The sequence below is a fragment of the Zeaxanthinibacter sp. PT1 genome, assembly GCF_028464225.1.
Lineage (GTDB): Bacteria > Bacteroidota > Bacteroidia > Flavobacteriales > Flavobacteriaceae > Zeaxanthinibacter.
Map to the genome: position 1 here is coordinate 710,019 of NZ_JAQPCN010000001.1, position 15,728 is coordinate 725,746.

Sequence of the window (15,728 nt, forward strand, 5' to 3'; positions counted from 1 at the left end):
CTAGCCAATGGGATTATTGTTCTTTTATGCTTTTATCTCGATCTTCTTCTCCTTTCTCTGCTCTATACTCGAAGCGGTATTACTGAGCATTACCCCCACCTTTATTAATGTGAAGAAGAAGGAGGGAAAATCATACGCCGTAATACTTGAAACCCTTAAGAAAGATGTTGATAAGCCTCTTATCGCCATACTTACTCTGAATACCATTGCCCATACCGTTGGTGCAATCCTGGTGGGTGTGCAAGCCAAAGTAGTTTATGCCAATCGTTATGGCAGCAGCACCACCGAAGTCATGGGGGTAGAATTCTCAGAAGAATTAATGGTGGGTGTGGTCTCTACGGTTATGACCTTGTTAATCCTGATAGCCTCCGAGATCATCCCTAAAACCATCGGAGCCACATTTTGGAAGCAACTGGCTAATTTTGCAGCTCGGACCCTGAATATCATGGTTTGGTTATTAAAATGGACTGGGATTCTTTGGGTTCTGCAGCTGTTTACCCGCCTTATCGGGGATAAAAGTGCGCATGGCAGTGTATTGAGCCGCGAAGATTTCTCCGCAATGACAGAAATCGCTGAAGAAGAGGGAGTCTTTGAGAAGAATGAAAGTGCAGTCATTCAGAACCTGCTTCGATTTAACGAGGTATGGGTCAAAGACATTATGACTCCAAGAGCAGTAATGAAGATCGCCAACGAATCTATGACCATTGGGGAGTTTTACGAGAAAAATCCAAAAATGCGGTTCTCGCGAATTCCGGTTTACGGGGAACGCGTTGATACGATCACGGGCTTTGTACTGAAAGACAACATCCTGGAGGGAATGATTGATGGTAATGGCGATATCCCACTGGCTGAAATCCGGAGAGAGCTGCTGGTTACCAAAAGAAACACCCCCATCCCGCAGTTATTTGATACCCTGATCAACAAAAGGGAACATATTGCCTTAGTAGTGGATGAATACGGCTCTGTCAGTGGCCTGGTCACCATGGAGGATGTCATTGAAACCTTGCTCGGTCTGGAAATCATGGACGAGAGTGATAACGTAGCCGACCTGCAATCACTGGCCCGCAAAAACTGGGAAGACCGTGCAAAGCGCAGTGGAATTATAGAATAGATCAGTCTCTTTCCATGATAAACGAGGGGGCGAAAGGAAAAGTTATCCGCTCTGTTAATACTCCCGCTTCCGTTATAAGCAAAACCCCACCCCTGACCTCGGTCTCCTGGCGATCTTCAAAATAACCCACGGCAAATAAATTGCTGCCGGGAAGAAAGCTGACAAAGGTTAACCTGATCTTCTGAGAAAGTTCTTCGGAAACCGTCCTTTCAATCGATGGCATATCCAATATAGTATTTCCGGCGCCTGTAAAATCATAAATGGCAGGTCCAAAAGGCACGGGTGCGGGCTGTGCATAGAAATGAGTATAATACAATCGTCCTGCTTGCAGGATAGCATCGACAGGACCCGGTTCAAAAAAACGATTTACATTAAATCGCGTGATTTCCAAGAGCTGCACGGTTCTAAGATCATACACAGCCAGGTTGTAATCATTATCGTTAGTCCTGCTTATAATGGCTAAGTTCCCTGATTCCTCTATGATTATACTAGCTACCCCGCTACCTAAGTCTAATTGTTGCTGTACTATTTTTTCATCCGTATTTATAATGCTCAGCTTATAATTTCCATCACTGGCCAGGTAAGGCACTAGTAAACGGTTTGTAAGGTAAATAGGATCATAGGCTTCTTCGATATTGAATGCAATACTGAGATCAGATTTTACCATAGTTACAATATCCTGTATCCGGACAGACAGGTTTTTGGTCCCCCGGGGACTGTAATAGGCCAGGAATAGTTGTTCGGATGATGCCGCTCCCCAGGTCACCGAACGTTCCTCTGAAATCGTATAGAAATCTTGCAAATACACGGGAGTTTCTCCTCCTGCGCCTAACTGCAGCGCAGAGAATTTCCCATTTGCTATACTGAAAAATGTGAGTAGATCACCATCTCGCCTCAATGTTAGGTAATTGGGGGGAAGCTGGAGTTCAGTGCTCAAGTTGAGCAGTGTGCCGTCGTTTACACTGCCCTGGTAATTAAATCGATAAACAAATTCAAGATCTTCGCCTATCACCGTCAGGTCCGGTAAGCTGACTTCATCTATTATACCTTGTTCCAGATCGTCCGACTGGCACCCCATAAGAAACAGTCCTAAGAAAATGGGGGCCAGCAGGGATCTCATAGCTTTTTTCTTTAAAGATAAATATATTTTGCTCTGGAATCGACCGGGCTGCTCCCGGGTTGCAAGGTCTTTACAGCAAATCATTGTACATTTAGTTCAACAATTAATTACGCCACAGCAGATCCCTTAAGAAAGCAGTACATGTTAAAGAAGATAGCACTTGACAAAATTCTCTTCCTCGATATTGAAACAGTTCCGGAGTTTAAAAATTACGATGACCTGGACGAGGAGAAAAAAGAGCTATGGGCCCATAAATCCCGCTATCAGAGAAAAGATGAACTCACTGCCGAGGAATTTTATGAAAGTGCGGGAATCTGGGCCGAATTTGGTCGTATCATCTGTATCTCGGTCGGTTACTTTGTCCTTAAAGGCGATCAGAGGAATTTCAGGGTCACCACTTTTCACGGAACAGAGATAAAGATCCTTAAAGAATTTAAACAACTGCTCAACCAACATTTCAGCGGACCTCAGCACCTCTTATGTGCGCACAATGGGAAAGAATTTGATTTCCCATATATCGCCCGCCGTATGATTGTACACCAGCTATCACTCCCCTATAAATTAGACCTGTTTGGAAAGAAACCTTGGGAAGTACCTCACCTGGACACCATGGAACTTTGGAAATTTGGTGATTACAAGCATTACACTTCGCTGAAACTCCTGGCAAATATTTTTGGGATCCCGTCCCCCAAAGAAGATATTGATGGAAGCATGGTCCGTGATGTGTATTACGAAGATCAAGATCTTGAACGGATTATTACTTATTGCGAATTGGATGTGGTCACCCTCGCACAGGTATTCCTCAGGTTACGGATAGACGATTTACTTGACGATGCAGAGATCAGGAGAGTGTAGTAACATCAGCTGTTATAGCGTAATTGCACATAGACGGGGAAATGATCCGAAAAGCCTCCGAGATATTTTGGCCCAGCAAAGGTGCGGAAAGGGTTGCCCCGGAAGCGACCACTCCACGCGGTGAGAAAATGCCTGTCATAGATATCCGCTCTCAGGAAGCCTAAAGTTCCCCTTTCGTAATTGAGAAGGCTGTTAGAGATCAGGATCTGGTCAAACAATCCCCACTCACTTCGGTAGTTTGCACTTCCCCTGTCCGGGGTCAGTAATTTATCCATAGGATTGTACAGCTTCCCCTTTTCTTTCATCACTTGGATGCTATGCGCTTTCGGCCCGTCATTAAAGTCGCCCATCACCACAAAATTAGCATCCGGATACTTGGAGCGGATGGCATTCATTTCATCGGCGATAAGGGTTGCTGCGGTTACACGCTTATAGCGCGTCTCTTCCTCTCCTTCCCGGCGCGATGGCCAATGATTGACATAGATATGCAAATGCTGCCCGTGCAATTTACCATGTACATACAGTATATCCCTGGTCCTGTCCCGTTCACCATTGGTATTGTTCACCATGAGTCGGATAGGCCTCGAGTCTAACAGCTTAAAACTCTTTTTACAATAAAGTAAGGCAGTGTCTATACCGCGCTCATCCGGGGAATTATAATGTACAATACCGTACTTTTCTTTCCGGAGTGGATCTGTCATTATAAGATCATTCAATACACCCTTATTCTCCACTTCAGCTACCCCCAGGAGGGCGGGGGCCTTCTCTGTTGGGTTGCTCCCGATTCGCCCTATGGTCTTTGCCAGCTTTCGCAGTTTATTCCTGTACCGTCTCCTGGTCCAGCGATTACGCCCCCCCGGTGTAAAATCATCATCGAGGATATTTTGATCGTCCGCGGTATCAAACAAATTTTCAAGGTTATAGAACGCAATCGTGTGCAGCGGTAGTTTATCTTTAGATTTATAGAATTTCAGGGCCATGAGGACACGATTGAGTCCCTAAATTTACAAAAAACGATACTTCAAGAATGCTTAGATTTGTACATTACCGAGGACTATGTTAGAAAAGAAAACTACAGATTTAGAAAGTGCTGTTCTGGTGGGAGTAATTACCCAGCAGCAGAAAGAAGATAAAGTTCAGGAATACCTGGACGAATTAGAATTTCTCACCTATACTGCAGGAGGGGAAGTTAAGAACCGTTTTGTTCAGCGGATAGACCTGCCCAACCCCAAGACTTATATCGGGAGTGGGAAAATGGAAGAAATTGCATCCTATGTTAAAGAGCACGAGGTAGGTGCCATTATTTTTGACGACGAATTAAGTCCCGCTCAGCAGAACAACATCGAAAAGATGCTTAAAATAAAGGTGTTAGACCGTACCGGTCTCATCCTGGATATATTTGCACAACGGGCGCAGACCAGCTATGCCCGTACCCAGGTAGAATTAGCCCAGTACGAGTACCTGCTCCCCAGGCTTACCGGTATGTGGACTCACTTAGAGCGGCAGCGTGGTGGTATCGGGATGCGCGGACCGGGGGAGACCGAGATTGAAACTGACCGTAGGATTGTCAGGGACCGTATTTCTTTACTTAAAAAGAAACTCAAGAAGATTGACCGCCAGATGGAAACCCAGCGTGGAAACCGTGGTGCCTTGGTTCGTGTGGCCCTGGTCGGGTACACCAACGTAGGAAAGTCTACCCTGATGAATGTAATCAGCAAGAGCGAGGTTTTTGCAGAGAACAAACTATTTGCTACCCTGGATACCACGGTACGTAAGGTTGTGATCGGGAATTTGCCCTTCCTCCTCAGTGATACCGTAGGGTTTATCAGGAAACTGCCCACACAGTTGGTAGAGAGTTTTAAAAGTACCCTGGACGAGGTAAGAGAAGCAGACCTGCTACTGCACGTCGTAGACATTTCTCACCCCAATTTTGAAGAACATATCGCATCGGTCAACGAAACATTGAAGGATATAGACAGTGTTCAGAAGCGAACCATTATGGTCTTTAATAAAATAGACCAATACGAGCACGAAGTAATAGAGGAAGATGACCTGGTAACAGTAAAAACAGGCAGACACTTCACTATCGCTGATTGGAAACATACCTGGATGGAAAGGCTGGGAGACAATGCCGTATTTATCTCCGCACTGAACAGGGAAAACATAGAAGAATTCAGGAAAAGGGTTTATAACGAGGTGAGAGACATACATGTAAGCAGGTTTCCTTACAATAATTTTCTCTACCCGGAGAACCTGGATGCCTACTCCGAAGACGCTGAATAGGGTTGTTCATCGAGAAAATTTACCTTTCATATTATTCACAACAAACACCGGTAGGTTCACAACAAAATTTGAGCTCAACAGGGAAATGATCGTATATTTACTCCAGTGATTAAGTGATAGTGTTTATACCCAAATCTGACCTGAAACTTAAATTACCACGCTAGGAACCCAAATCTGTATTAGCGTACAAGTAAAGAGCCCAACCAAAGGCAAATGACCTACTAATAAAAAACCCGCTCGATGAGCGGGTTTTTTTATGCGTGCTGTGCAGTTAAATCAGAATGAATAACTGAGTCCCAATCTCCAATACGTCTGTAGTTCGTTGTCTACCGTCTCAAAGGTAGTATCGGTTTCACCCAAGGTATTAATAGCGTAATTAAGCGCTTCCTGTTTACTATTTCTCAAACCAAAATCAAACCCTACCCCGATCATTTTCCATAAAGTATAGGCAAAAGAGTTAGACCAGGTCCAGTTAGACAGGTCACCGCTTTCGTAACTCTGGAAGAGCGAGAGGTTACTCTTAAAACTGATGGCGCCAAGCTGCCGGGTGTAATCTGCTACCACCTTTGCCCCCAGGGAGGAATTAAAAATGGTATCCTCGCTGCTGAAAACAAAGTTGTAATTCAGCGGATGGATTACAACAACCAGGTTATCCATGGGTGTCCATGTTCCTCCCACACCTAAATCAAGGTAGCCCGGGTCATTGAAATTACTGAGTATCGTAGTCCGATATTCCCCCAAAGCAGAGGCCGCAAAGGTTTTGCTGATGTTTCGTCCATAGAGGGAAGAGATATTGAACACATCAGTGGCCTGCCGAAATTCATCAGAATCCGTTGGGTCATCTTCGTTGTCCAACTTTACCCATTGAAGGTTCAGGTTGGCTGAATTTCGCCAGAAGAAATTCTCTTCTTTCAGGTTGGCATAGGCATTTACGGATACCCCGATATTTCCTGACGAATTATTGGGCACCCCCTGTGCATACCAGTTGTTGAAGTTCGCAATGTTCACCCCAATGGTTCCAAATGCCCCTTTTCTCCAGCCGGGCATGGCATCAAGTTTAGCCTGTATGGCATCAACCCTGCCTTGAATTGCTGAGATCGAATCTTTCTTTTCCGCTTTGGCTGCCCTTAATTCTTCTGCAGTTTGGCCAAAAGTGAGTACAGTACCGGCCAATAAGGCCAGCAGCAGCAGATAATTTTTCATATGATTAGTCTTAAAAAGTGTGTTCTTCTTAAAGATAAGGAATATGCAGAGACAGCTTTGTGCTGTATTCCTATTTTCTCTTGACCAAAGGGACAGATGAACAGGCTTCGCCATACATCACGCTCCTGGCGACCTGCTGAATTTTGTTGGTTGCCCATATATATGCATTGGGCGGTACAGGCTTATTACTACAGCCCTTAATAATCACTGGTTTATCCTGCAGGTGACTGACATCCAGGGATTCGATCACGCTCTGGTAAAGGCTGGTCTCCAGCTCTTCCAGGCTCCCGACCACTACTTTTTTTGCATATGGTTGCAAGCGGGTACTAACCAGCATATAGGCCCAGCCGGGAATAATAGCGTCTGAAGAACAATGCAGTGCAACGTAAGCATCCTGGTAGTCCGGCCATTGATGTGCTTCTACCTGAGCTCTGAAATCTTTTTCCTTCAGAATAATGCCTTCGTAAAGCCAATCAGCTATATCCATAGACACCCTCCTGCCTTGTGGATAGTAATCCTCAAGGTCAAAAGTGACTAATTTACTCTGGGATACCCTGTTGATGATCTCTTCAGCCATGCTTTTGATTTTCCTGTTTCGAGACTAAAGCATCCCGAGTTCTAACTTGGCCTCTTCACTCATTAATTCCTGGGTCCACGGCGGATCAAATGTAATCTCTACTTCTGCATCCGAAACCGCATCCAGGGACTTCACCTTCTCCTCAACCTCTACCGGGAGAGTCTCAGCGACAGGGCAATTGGGAGAGGTCAGGGTCATCAGGATCTTCACCTCCCGGTCCTCGTTGACAAAAACGTCGTATATAAGTCCTAATTCATAGATGTCTACCGGGATTTCCGGGTCATATATGGTTTTAAGGACCTTTACTATTTTTTCACCCAGCTCCTGGGTGTCTATGGTAGTCTCACTCATGATTTCTTAATTTAATTGTGTCTGGTAAGCAACGGCGTACAACTTTAACTGCTTGATCATACTGACCAGGCCGTTAGCCCTGGTGGGTGACAAATGCTCCTTCAGTCCTATCTCGTCTATATAAGCCGTATCCGCTTCAATAATATCCTTAGGCTTCTGGTGACTAAAAGCCCGGACCAGGATCGCGATGATCCCTTTAGTGATGATGGCATCACTGTCTGCTGTAAACACCAGTTTATCTCCCTCTAATTCTGCGTGAACCCACACCTTACTTTGGCAACCTTTTATCAGGTTATCATCCGTCTTGTAGGCCTCGTCTATCAGTGGAAGGGATTTACCCAGTTCTATCATGTATTCGTAGCGCTGCATCCAGTCGTCAAACATGGAAAATTCGTCTACGATTTCCTCTTGTATCTCTTGTATGCTCATTACATGCAAAAGTACGACATCTATTGTTCGGATTCAACTATAACTGCAAGGGACTGCATTTTACTAATCAAGGACTTAAGAGCATTTGGCGCCTTGTTCTGATCAAACTCGGGGGATTTATACGATTTACCACCATGACAAACACGAAGTTGTGCTATTGCCGTTTTATCCACCGCAGCATCATCGATATAGGTATGAATTTCAGGCAGTGTTTTTAATTCAATACCGGACAGTATATTACGCAATTCCGACCACGTTTCTACGGGTAGCTCGCTTTCTGCAGCCACCTGCCTGTCCCTGCTATGAAACACCTTGATAACCGGTTCTTGCAGGGCTATTTCATAATAATACCCACGAGAACTTGCGGTATAATACACCCGGAGTGGTTTATCCTGTTCCTGGGCCATAGCTCGATGACTTATCCCTAAGCCTAAAATAAACATGACGATCAGTAAATACTTCATGGGGGTCTTATCTTTTATTTAAAATACGAAAAAAAGGCGCCCAATGGACGCCTTAAGCTCAACGGATAATCCAAAACCTGTAGAGCAATTAAATTTATGATCGTGTACAGACCGATATTTTCGATAATTCATTTTGCAGTTTTACTCCTGCTTTATATTGGTAAAACACTGATTTACCAATATTTGAAAAAGTAAGTTACAAAATTATTAACATAAAATTAAGAGTATCGATAAGAATTTTGATTTCTGGGCTTTCAATACCATTAAAGCAATAAGGAAGCCCCGAAAAATTCCCTTTTCTTTACAAGGCTAAAAAGCTGTTCCGAGGCCCCCCGGAAGCGAAAATGGAGCGCATCCTGCTTTTCTGCCCCTCGGAAAACATGTACATACAGCCATCGTCCACATAATCCATATAATTCATCGTCATGTCGTTAGATCGGCAGTTTACCGTTGGGTAACTAGGACAACCGTAATTAGGCCCGTCAGAAGTAGGTGTATCCGCTACAAAATCATCCTGTCGGCAGCGACCGTCGCCCCAAATATGTCTCAAGTTCACCCAATGTCCAACTTCATGGGTTGTGGTCCTACCCTGGTCAAATGGTGATTGCACATAGCCGGTATCTCCAAAAAATTGTGGCCCCACAACTACACCATCGGTATCAGGACTTCCACCCGGAAATTGTGCGTACCCCAGGATTCCACCACCAATATTACATACCCAAATATTGAGTTTATTCTGTGGATCTACAGGGTCTGATCCACCACTGGAGGATCTTTTCATGGCGTCGTTGGTTCCCCATGATGTTTTTGTAGAAGACTTTCTGATGGTCTGTACCAGGTTGAAACTAAAGTCAGAATCTGCCACGAGATCAGCGAACTCGGCAGGTACACCACTTACATCACTGTTCTGTGCATTAAAATCGTCATTGAGTATTTGGATCTGCGATGCAATCTGGGCATCCGATATGTTTTCCTGTGGATTGTTGACATTATATATCACATGGACAACCACCGGGATATTGATCACTCCTAACCCATCGTCTTCCGGTGGTGGAGGTGGATTCTCTCCCCCTCCGTTACCATTTCCATTACCGCCGCCGGCTTTATCGGGCTTCTTGGCAGCCATCCATTTCCGTGAATTCTTCTCTATATTGTACATACGTTGCTCCAGCCCCGGGTTTTTACGAAGCTTTTCATTCAGGACCCGCATAGTAGCACAGTATTTTGTGCCGTTTTTTGAGGTGAATGGGCTTACATCGTCCGTGTATAAATAAAAGTCGCTCATATCTACCTCAACCTCCTGTGCGGATTGCTGGAGGTCGTTAGGCGTTTCTTTCTGACAGGAAACCACCATTAAGGCCATCCCTAAAATGGCCAGTAAGCATTTCTTCATGTTTTTTAGATTTAGATTATTAATTCTCGTTGGAATATAGAATTAATATCACAAATTCATAATGAAATGTTAAAAAATTCGATTAAATGCAAATACTTGAAAACAACTTATGAAAAGAAATTTGACCTGAAAACAGCCGGCACCATGGCGGAGTACTAATAAGATAATTAAGAAAAGGTGTGTTCAGAAGGGACTTACAATAACATGCTTTTAGCTTTAACAACTCCGTCGACCAGGCGGTCAACTTCTTCCATGGAGTTGTAAAAACTGAAGCTCGCTCTAACCGTACCGGGAATCTGGTAAAAGTCCATTATGGGTTGTGCACAATGATGTCCTGTACGGACGGCTATTCCCATTTTATCCAAAAGGGTTCCGATATCATAGGGATGGATGCCGTCTATGTTAAAAGAAATAACAGAGGTCTTTTCCGCTGCGGTTCCATAGATTTTGAGACCCTCTATGGCCAACAGCTTCTTGGTTGCATAAGACAATAATTCATGCTCATACTGGGCTATGGCATGCATACCAATTGCATTCAGGTAATCCAGGGCAGCGCCAAAAGCTATCCCCCCGGCTATGTTCGGTGTACCGGCTTCAAATTTATGGGGCAGGTCTGCATAGGTGGTCTTTTCAAAAGTCACCTCGGCAATCATTTCTCCCCCGCCCTTATAAGGAGGCAGCTTTTTCAACCATTCTTCTTTACCGTAAAGCATCCCGACCCCTGTAGGGCCACAAAGCTTGTGTGCAGACACGGTATAAAAATCCACATCCAGTTTCTGCATGTCTGCTCTGATATGAGGAGCAGCTTGCGCCCCGTCTATCAATACTGCTGCTCCTGCCTGGTGCGCCAGCCGTATAATCTCTTCAACCGGGTTAATGGTCCCCAGGGCGTTAGAAATATGGTTGCAGAAAACAAGTTTTGTGCGATCTGACAGCAGTTCCTCGTAGGCCTGCATTTCCAGTTCTCCCTCCTGGTTCATCGGGATCACCTTTAATAGAGCACCGGTCTTCTCACACAACATCTGCCAAGGCACTATGTTGGAGTGGTGCTCCATGGCAGAAACCAGGATTTCATCACCACTGTTAAGCAATGAACCGAAACCGTTAGCGACCAGGTTGATGGCCTCCGTGGTTCCGGAGGTAAAAATAATCTCGTGGGTATGCCCGGCATTAAAATGAGCGCGAATCTTCTCCCTGGCCTGCTCGTAGGCATCAGTAGCTTCCTGGGACAAGGCATGCACCCCGCGATGAATGTTCGCGTTGTAACGGCTATAGTAATCTACAATCACATCGATCACCTGTTTTGGAGTCTGTGAAGTAGCTGCATTGTCAAGATATACCAAGGGGTAACCATTCACTTTCCTTTCCAGGATAGGGAAATCTTTTCTGATGGCGGTTACATCCAGGGTAGTGGCTTGCATGCTATATATTTTGCTTGATTAAAGTTCAAATCCGAGGCGGACCCCCAGTTTTGTCGCGATAAGTTTATTGATACGTTTCTTAAGCTCAGGAATGCGTACACTCTGCAAAACATTATTGGCAAAAGCATACATCAGCAAAGCGCGAGCTTCTTTCTGAGGGATCCCCCTCGTCTGCAGGTAGAATAAAGCATCCTCATCTAACTGCCCGATGGTACAACCGTGAGAACATTTTACGTCATCGGCGAAGATCTCCAACTGTGGCTTGGTATTGATGGTAGCCTTATCGCTCACCAGCACATTATTGTTCTGCTGGAATGCATTGGTCTTCTGGGCAATCTTATCTACGATGATCTTCCCGTTAAAGACCCCGGTGGAGTTCTCCCCGTAGATTCCCTTGTAATCCTGGTGACTCTCACAATTAGGCTGCCTATGGTGTACCAGGGTATGGTGATCCACATGCTGCTTGTCTCCGAGTATGGTAACCCCTTTCATGGTAGAGTTGATATGCTCGCCGTTCTGAAAGAAATTCAGGTTGTTCCTCGTCAGTTTTCCTCCAAAAGAAAAGGTATGTACACTTACATTACTGGTATTCTTCTGCGAGATATACGTATTGTCTATCATAGAAGCGGCAGCGTTGTTGTTCTGCACCTTGTAATAATCAATGATAGCACTTTTATCCGCGAAGATCTCGGTGACGGAATTGGTAAACACTTCGTTTTTAGTCAGGCTTTGATGGCGTTCAATGACCTGCAACTCCGCATTTTCTTCTACCACGATAAGATTCCTGGGTTGAAGCAGTAAAGAAGCCTCGTTCCCCGTAGCAAAATGGATGATCTCTACAGGTTTTTTAGGCATTTTATTCTTGGGAATATAAATATAGGCCCCTTCCCTGCTGAAAGCTGTATTCAGCGTGGTCAGCGACTCTTCCTTAGAAGCTACCTTATTAAAGTAGAGATCCATTACCTGCTGGTACATGGGTTTTGTCAGTGCAGAACTCATTAAGCAGATATCTACACCGTCATGGGTAGTCTCCGAGAGATAAGAACTGTATATCCCATCGATAAAAACAATTTTATAGGTATCAATCTCGTGCAGGAAATATTTTTTCACCTGGCTGTATTCCAGCGTGTTTTCCTCTTTCGGGAAGATGCTGAAATCCACCTTTTGTAAACTGTTGAGCGAAGTATATTTCCAGGCCTCGTCCTTTTTACTCGGGAAGCCTTTGCTTTCAAAGTTCTTAATGGCTTCTGAGCGGATGTCGTGAATCGGATGTTCCACGTCTATCGTATTCTCAAAGGCCATAAAAGAAGAGACCAATTTATCTTTCAAATCCATAATCATTCTGTGTCTTCAACTGCAGGTGCATATAGAGGCGCCTATGACAGGTGCCCGGACCTGCTACAAATTTATACTGCTGATTCCTGCTTTAGCCAGTCGTACCCTTTTTCTTCTAATTCCAGGGCGAGGGCCTTATCACCTGATTTCACGATCTTTCCGTCGTGAAGTACATGTACAAAATCCGGAACGATGTATTCCAGCAAGCGCTGGTAATGGGTAATGACGAGCACGGCGTTATCCTTGCTACGCAGTTTGTTCACCCCGTTCGCAACGATCCTTAAGGCATCGATATCCAGCCCGGAATCGGTTTCATCAAGGATAGCCAGTTTAGGCTCCAGCATAGCCATTTGGAAAATTTCGTTCCGCTTTTTCTCTCCCCCGGAAAATCCTTCGTTCAGGGATCGTGAAAGGAACTTACGATCAATATCCAACATCTCGGATTTCTCGCGAATCAGTTTCAGCATTTCATTGGCAGGCATGTCTTCCATCCCCCTGGCCTTGCGTGATTCGTTAATGGCCGTTTTCATAAAATTAGTTACAGATACCCCGGGTATCTCTACAGGGTATTGGAACGACAAGAAGATTCCTTTATGCGCCCGCTCTTCAGGTGCAGTATCTTCCAGGTCTTCGTTCTCAAAGAAAACGCCACCTTTGGTGATCTCAAATTCTTCTTTACCCGCAATTACTGACGCAAGGGTACTCTTACCGGAACCGTTAGGCCCCATGATAGCATGTACTTCTCCGGCATTCAACTCCAGGTTAATCCCCTTCAGGATTTCCTTATCTTCTACCTTGGCGTGTAAATCTTTAATTTTCAGCATTACTCTGTTCTGTTTATTTATGTTTAGCCTACTGATCCCTCAAGGCTGATTTCTAATAATTTCTGTGCCTCTACCGCGAATTCCATCGGAAGCTTATTCAGTACTTCCTTACTGAATCCATTCACGATCAGGGCTATAGCTTTTTCCGTGTCTATCCCACGCTGGTTACAGTAAAAAATCTGGTCCTCACCAATTTTACTGGTCGTCGCTTCGTGTTCTATCTGGGCAGTCTTGTTCTTGGTCTCGATATATGGGAAGGTATGTGCACCACATTCATTTCCCATAAGGAGAGAATCGCACTGTGAAAAGTTCCTGGCGTTCTCCGCCCTGCTGTTCACCTGCACCAATCCACGATAGCTGTTCTGGGATTTCCCCGCGGAGATCCCCTTGGATATGATCGTACTCTTGGTATTTTTCCCCAAGTGGATCATCTTAGTTCCCGTATCGGCCTGTTGGTAGTTATTAGTCACCGCGATAGAGTAAAATTCCCCTATCGAGTTATCCCCTTTCAGGATACAGGAAGGGTATTTCCAGGTAACTGCAGAACCGGTTTCAACCTGGGTCCAGCTGATCTTGGCATTCTTTTCGCAAATACCTCTCTTGGTCACAAAATTATAGACTCCGCCTTTTCCGCTCTTATCACCGGGGAACCAATTCTGTACGGTTGAATATTTTATTTCAGCGTCATCCAGGGCGATAAGTTCTACCACCGCCGCGTGCAGCTGGTTTTCATCCCTGGAAGGCGCAGTACACCCTTCCAGGTAACTTACGTAACTTCCTTCATCGGCAATCACCAGGGTACGTTCAAATTGCCCGGTTCCGGCCTGGTTGATCCTGAAGTAAGTTGAAAGTTCCATCGGGCATCGAACCCCTTTTGGAATATAGCAGAACGATCCGTCAGAAAACACGGCCGAGTTAAGTGCGGCATAGAAATTATCTTTCTGTGGCACTACAGTCCCGATATATTTCTTGACCAGCTCCGGGTGTTCTTTGATCGCTTCAGAAATAGAGCAGAATATAATTCCTTTTTCTGCCAGCGTCTTTTTAAAAGTAGTGGCAACAGATACAGAGTCCATCACGATATCCATCGCAACTCCTGCCAACTTCTTCTGTTCGTCCAGGGAAATCCCCAAACGCTCAAATGTAGACAGCAATTCGGGGTCTACCTCATCTAGGCTGTTATACTTAGGCTTCTTATTCGGAGCAGAATAGTAAGATATCGCCTGGAAATCAGGCTTGGTGTAATGCACATTAGCCCATTCCGGCTCTACCATTTCTTTCCAGTAACGGAAAGATTCCAGTCGCCATTCCGTCATCCATTCCGGCTCTTCCTTTTTCTTGGAAATGGCCACGACGATCTCCTCGTTAAGACCATTTGGAAAGGTCTCCGATTCAATATCCGTGTAGAAACCATACTCGTATTCCTTGGTTTCTAACTCCTTTTTTAATTCTTCTTCAGTGTATGCCATTTGTTTTCATTTTCACTAACAGGTGCCGATTTTAATAATCAGTGCCTACCAGGTCATTAATTACAGGGAGAAACTTTCACCACATCCACAGGTCCGCTGGGCGTTCGGGTTGTTGAATACAAAACCCTTACCATTGAGACCCCCTGAATATTCCAATACCGTTCCTACCAGGTACAGGAAACTTTTTTTATCAACTAAAATTTTAACCGCGTTATCTTCAAATAACTTATCGGTTTCAGCAATTGTATTATCAAACTTCAATTCGTAGGAGAGGCCGCTGCAGCCACCGCTCTTTACGCCAACCCGGACATAGTCCCTGGCGGCATCAAAGCCCTCTTCACTCATAAGCGCCACCACTTTGTTTTTGGCTGTATCAGAAACTTTGATCATAATTAAATGGATTAATTCTAAATAGGCCACAAAGATAGGGTAAATACAGTGTTTAACCATAGGCACTAACATTAATATAACGAATAAGGGGATAAACTTTACTTATATATAAAAGCCTTGGTTTTAAAGGGGAAATGTTCAGAATATGACAATAAAACTATCCTTGGGATGCGTACTAAAAAAAACGACAGCCCCCTGCTAAAAGCAACGGGCTGCCGATTCTGCTCTTGATATACCTATGAATTAATCATCTGTCATATCTTCCATATTCTCCTCGATCTCCTCTTTTGCTTCTTTCATTTCTTCCCTGGCTTCTTCGCCGGCTTCACGGGCCTCGTCAATTTCTTCCCCCATATCCTCAAAAGCATCATCATCTTCAATGGTGCTTTCAACTTCAATTTCTTTCTCTTTGGTCTCCCGGCAAGAGCTGATTGTGCCCAGCATAAAAACTCCCAGGCAGAGTGTTATTAGTACTTTTTTCATTAGTGTTTATGTTTTTAGTT

The 15,728-nt window shown here is 44.6% G+C and carries 17 protein-coding genes; 3 read left to right on the forward strand and 14 right to left on the reverse strand.

Going from position 1 to position 15,728, the window contains the following annotated elements; translation table 11 throughout:
• Positions 1-7: 7 nt before the first annotated feature.
• Entirely contained in the window at positions 8-1,111 is a 1,104-nt protein-coding gene (locus PP178_RS03075; RefSeq protein ID WP_272592840.1) for a CNNM domain-containing protein, read from the forward strand.
• Between the two features lies 1 nt (position 1,112).
• On the opposite strand, the gene PP178_RS03080 is transcribed toward PP178_RS03075, so the two are convergent.
• Complete coding sequence (locus PP178_RS03080) at positions 1,113-2,231, reverse strand: hypothetical protein (protein ID WP_272592841.1); 1,119 nt, start codon at positions 2,229-2,231, stop codon at positions 1,113-1,115.
• Between the two features lie 141 nt (positions 2,232-2,372).
• On the opposite strand from PP178_RS03080, the gene PP178_RS03085 reads away from it, so the two are divergent.
• On the forward strand, positions 2,373-3,086 hold the full coding sequence (locus PP178_RS03085) for a 3'-5' exonuclease (RefSeq protein WP_272592842.1): 714 nt from the start codon (positions 2,373-2,375) through the stop codon (positions 3,084-3,086).
• Positions 3,087-3,091: 5 nt separating this feature from the next.
• Here PP178_RS03085 and PP178_RS03090 read toward each other — a convergent pair whose 3' ends face one another.
• Entirely contained in the window at positions 3,092-4,066 is a 975-nt protein-coding gene (locus PP178_RS03090; RefSeq protein ID WP_272592843.1) for an endonuclease/exonuclease/phosphatase family protein, read from the reverse strand.
• A 76-nt stretch (positions 4,067-4,142) separates the two neighbouring features.
• Between PP178_RS03090 and hflX the strand changes: the two genes are divergently transcribed.
• Positions 4,143-5,369, forward strand: a complete 1,227-nt coding sequence (gene hflX / locus PP178_RS03095; RefSeq protein ID WP_272592844.1) for a GTPase HflX — start codon at positions 4,143-4,145, stop codon at positions 5,367-5,369.
• A gap of 276 nt (positions 5,370-5,645) precedes the next feature.
• On the opposite strand, the gene PP178_RS03100 is transcribed toward hflX, so the two are convergent.
• The 12 genes from PP178_RS03100 to PP178_RS03155 all read right to left on the reverse strand — a co-directional run bounded on the left by PP178_RS03100 (position 5,646) and on the right by PP178_RS03155 (position 15,708).
• A complete protein-coding gene (locus PP178_RS03100) occupies positions 5,646-6,572 on the reverse strand; it encodes a DUF3078 domain-containing protein (RefSeq protein WP_272592845.1) in 927 nt (308 codons plus the stop codon).
• Positions 6,573-6,642: 70 nt separating this feature from the next.
• A complete protein-coding gene (locus PP178_RS03105; protein WP_272592846.1) occupies positions 6,643-7,149 on the reverse strand; it encodes a DUF2480 family protein in 507 nt (168 codons plus the stop codon).
• 24 nt (positions 7,150-7,173) lie between these two features.
• A complete protein-coding gene (locus PP178_RS03110) occupies positions 7,174-7,500 on the reverse strand; it encodes an SUF system Fe-S cluster assembly protein (RefSeq protein ID WP_272592847.1) in 327 nt (108 codons plus the stop codon).
• 6 nt (positions 7,501-7,506) lie between these two features.
• Positions 7,507-7,929 (reverse strand): SufE family protein, encoded by a 423-nt coding sequence (locus PP178_RS03115; RefSeq protein ID WP_272592848.1) that lies wholly within the window; start codon positions 7,927-7,929, stop codon positions 7,507-7,509.
• Positions 7,930-7,949: 20 nt separating this feature from the next.
• Positions 7,950-8,393, reverse strand: coding sequence for a hypothetical protein (locus PP178_RS03120; RefSeq protein ID WP_272592849.1), 444 nt, complete (start codon positions 8,391-8,393; stop codon positions 7,950-7,952).
• 301 nt (positions 8,394-8,694) lie between these two features.
• Positions 8,695-9,786, reverse strand: a complete 1,092-nt coding sequence (locus PP178_RS03125) for a zinc metalloprotease (protein WP_272592850.1) — start codon at positions 9,784-9,786, stop codon at positions 8,695-8,697.
• A 194-nt stretch (positions 9,787-9,980) separates the two neighbouring features.
• The gene (locus PP178_RS03130; protein ID WP_272592851.1) at positions 9,981-11,207 is read right to left on the reverse strand and encodes an aminotransferase class V-fold PLP-dependent enzyme; all 1,227 of its coding nucleotides are present in this window, start codon (positions 11,205-11,207) and stop codon (positions 9,981-9,983) included.
• An 18-nt stretch (positions 11,208-11,225) separates the two neighbouring features.
• A complete protein-coding gene (gene sufD, locus PP178_RS03135; protein WP_272592852.1) occupies positions 11,226-12,542 on the reverse strand; it encodes a Fe-S cluster assembly protein SufD in 1,317 nt (438 codons plus the stop codon).
• 71 nt (positions 12,543-12,613) lie between these two features.
• Positions 12,614-13,366, reverse strand: coding sequence for a Fe-S cluster assembly ATPase SufC (sufC, locus tag PP178_RS03140; RefSeq protein WP_272592853.1), 753 nt, complete (start codon positions 13,364-13,366; stop codon positions 12,614-12,616).
• Between the two features lie 23 nt (positions 13,367-13,389).
• Positions 13,390-14,835 (reverse strand): Fe-S cluster assembly protein SufB, encoded by a 1,446-nt coding sequence (sufB, locus tag PP178_RS03145; RefSeq protein WP_272592854.1) that lies wholly within the window; start codon positions 14,833-14,835, stop codon positions 13,390-13,392.
• A 60-nt stretch (positions 14,836-14,895) separates the two neighbouring features.
• Positions 14,896-15,225 carry a HesB/IscA family protein gene (locus PP178_RS03150; protein WP_272592855.1) on the reverse strand — a complete coding sequence of 110 codons (330 nt, stop codon included), beginning with the start codon at positions 15,223-15,225 and terminating at the stop codon, positions 14,896-14,898.
• 243 nt (positions 15,226-15,468) lie between these two features.
• A complete protein-coding gene (locus PP178_RS03155) occupies positions 15,469-15,708 on the reverse strand; it encodes a hypothetical protein (RefSeq protein WP_272592856.1) in 240 nt (79 codons plus the stop codon).
• Positions 15,709-15,728 lie beyond the last annotated feature (20 nt).

Coding starts and splice junctions, on each gene's coding strand:
- PP178_RS03075 (WP_272592840.1), top strand. CDS start 8: ATGGGATTATTGTTCTTTTATGCTTTTATCTCGATCTTCTTCTCCTTT.
- PP178_RS03080 (WP_272592841.1), bottom strand. CDS start 2,231: ATGAGATCCCTGCTGGCCCCCATTTTCTTAGGACTGTTTCTTATGGGG.
- PP178_RS03085 (WP_272592842.1), top strand. CDS start 2,373: ATGTTAAAGAAGATAGCACTTGACAAAATTCTCTTCCTCGATATTGAA.
- PP178_RS03090 (WP_272592843.1), bottom strand. CDS start 4,066: ATGGCCCTGAAATTCTATAAATCTAAAGATAAACTACCGCTGCACACG.
- hflX (WP_272592844.1), top strand. CDS start 4,143: ATGTTAGAAAAGAAAACTACAGATTTAGAAAGTGCTGTTCTGGTGGGA.
- PP178_RS03100 (WP_272592845.1), bottom strand. CDS start 6,572: ATGAAAAATTATCTGCTGCTGCTGGCCTTATTGGCCGGTACTGTACTC.
- PP178_RS03105 (WP_272592846.1), bottom strand. CDS start 7,149: ATGGCTGAAGAGATCATCAACAGGGTATCCCAGAGTAAATTAGTCACT.
- PP178_RS03110 (WP_272592847.1), bottom strand. CDS start 7,500: ATGAGTGAGACTACCATAGACACCCAGGAGCTGGGTGAAAAAATAGTA.
- PP178_RS03115 (WP_272592848.1), bottom strand. CDS start 7,929: ATGAGCATACAAGAGATACAAGAGGAAATCGTAGACGAATTTTCCATG.
- PP178_RS03120 (WP_272592849.1), bottom strand. CDS start 8,393: ATGAAGTATTTACTGATCGTCATGTTTATTTTAGGCTTAGGGATAAGT.
- PP178_RS03125 (WP_272592850.1), bottom strand. CDS start 9,786: ATGAAGAAATGCTTACTGGCCATTTTAGGGATGGCCTTAATGGTGGTT.
- PP178_RS03130 (WP_272592851.1), bottom strand. CDS start 11,207: ATGCAAGCCACTACCCTGGATGTAACCGCCATCAGAAAAGATTTCCCT.
- sufD (WP_272592852.1), bottom strand. CDS start 12,542: ATGGATTTGAAAGATAAATTGGTCTCTTCTTTTATGGCCTTTGAGAAT.
- sufC (WP_272592853.1), bottom strand. CDS start 13,366: ATGCTGAAAATTAAAGATTTACACGCCAAGGTAGAAGATAAGGAAATC.
- sufB (WP_272592854.1), bottom strand. CDS start 14,835: ATGGCATACACTGAAGAAGAATTAAAAAAGGAGTTAGAAACCAAGGAA.
- PP178_RS03150 (WP_272592855.1), bottom strand. CDS start 15,225: ATGATCAAAGTTTCTGATACAGCCAAAAACAAAGTGGTGGCGCTTATG.
- PP178_RS03155 (WP_272592856.1), bottom strand. CDS start 15,708: ATGAAAAAAGTACTAATAACACTCTGCCTGGGAGTTTTTATGCTGGGC.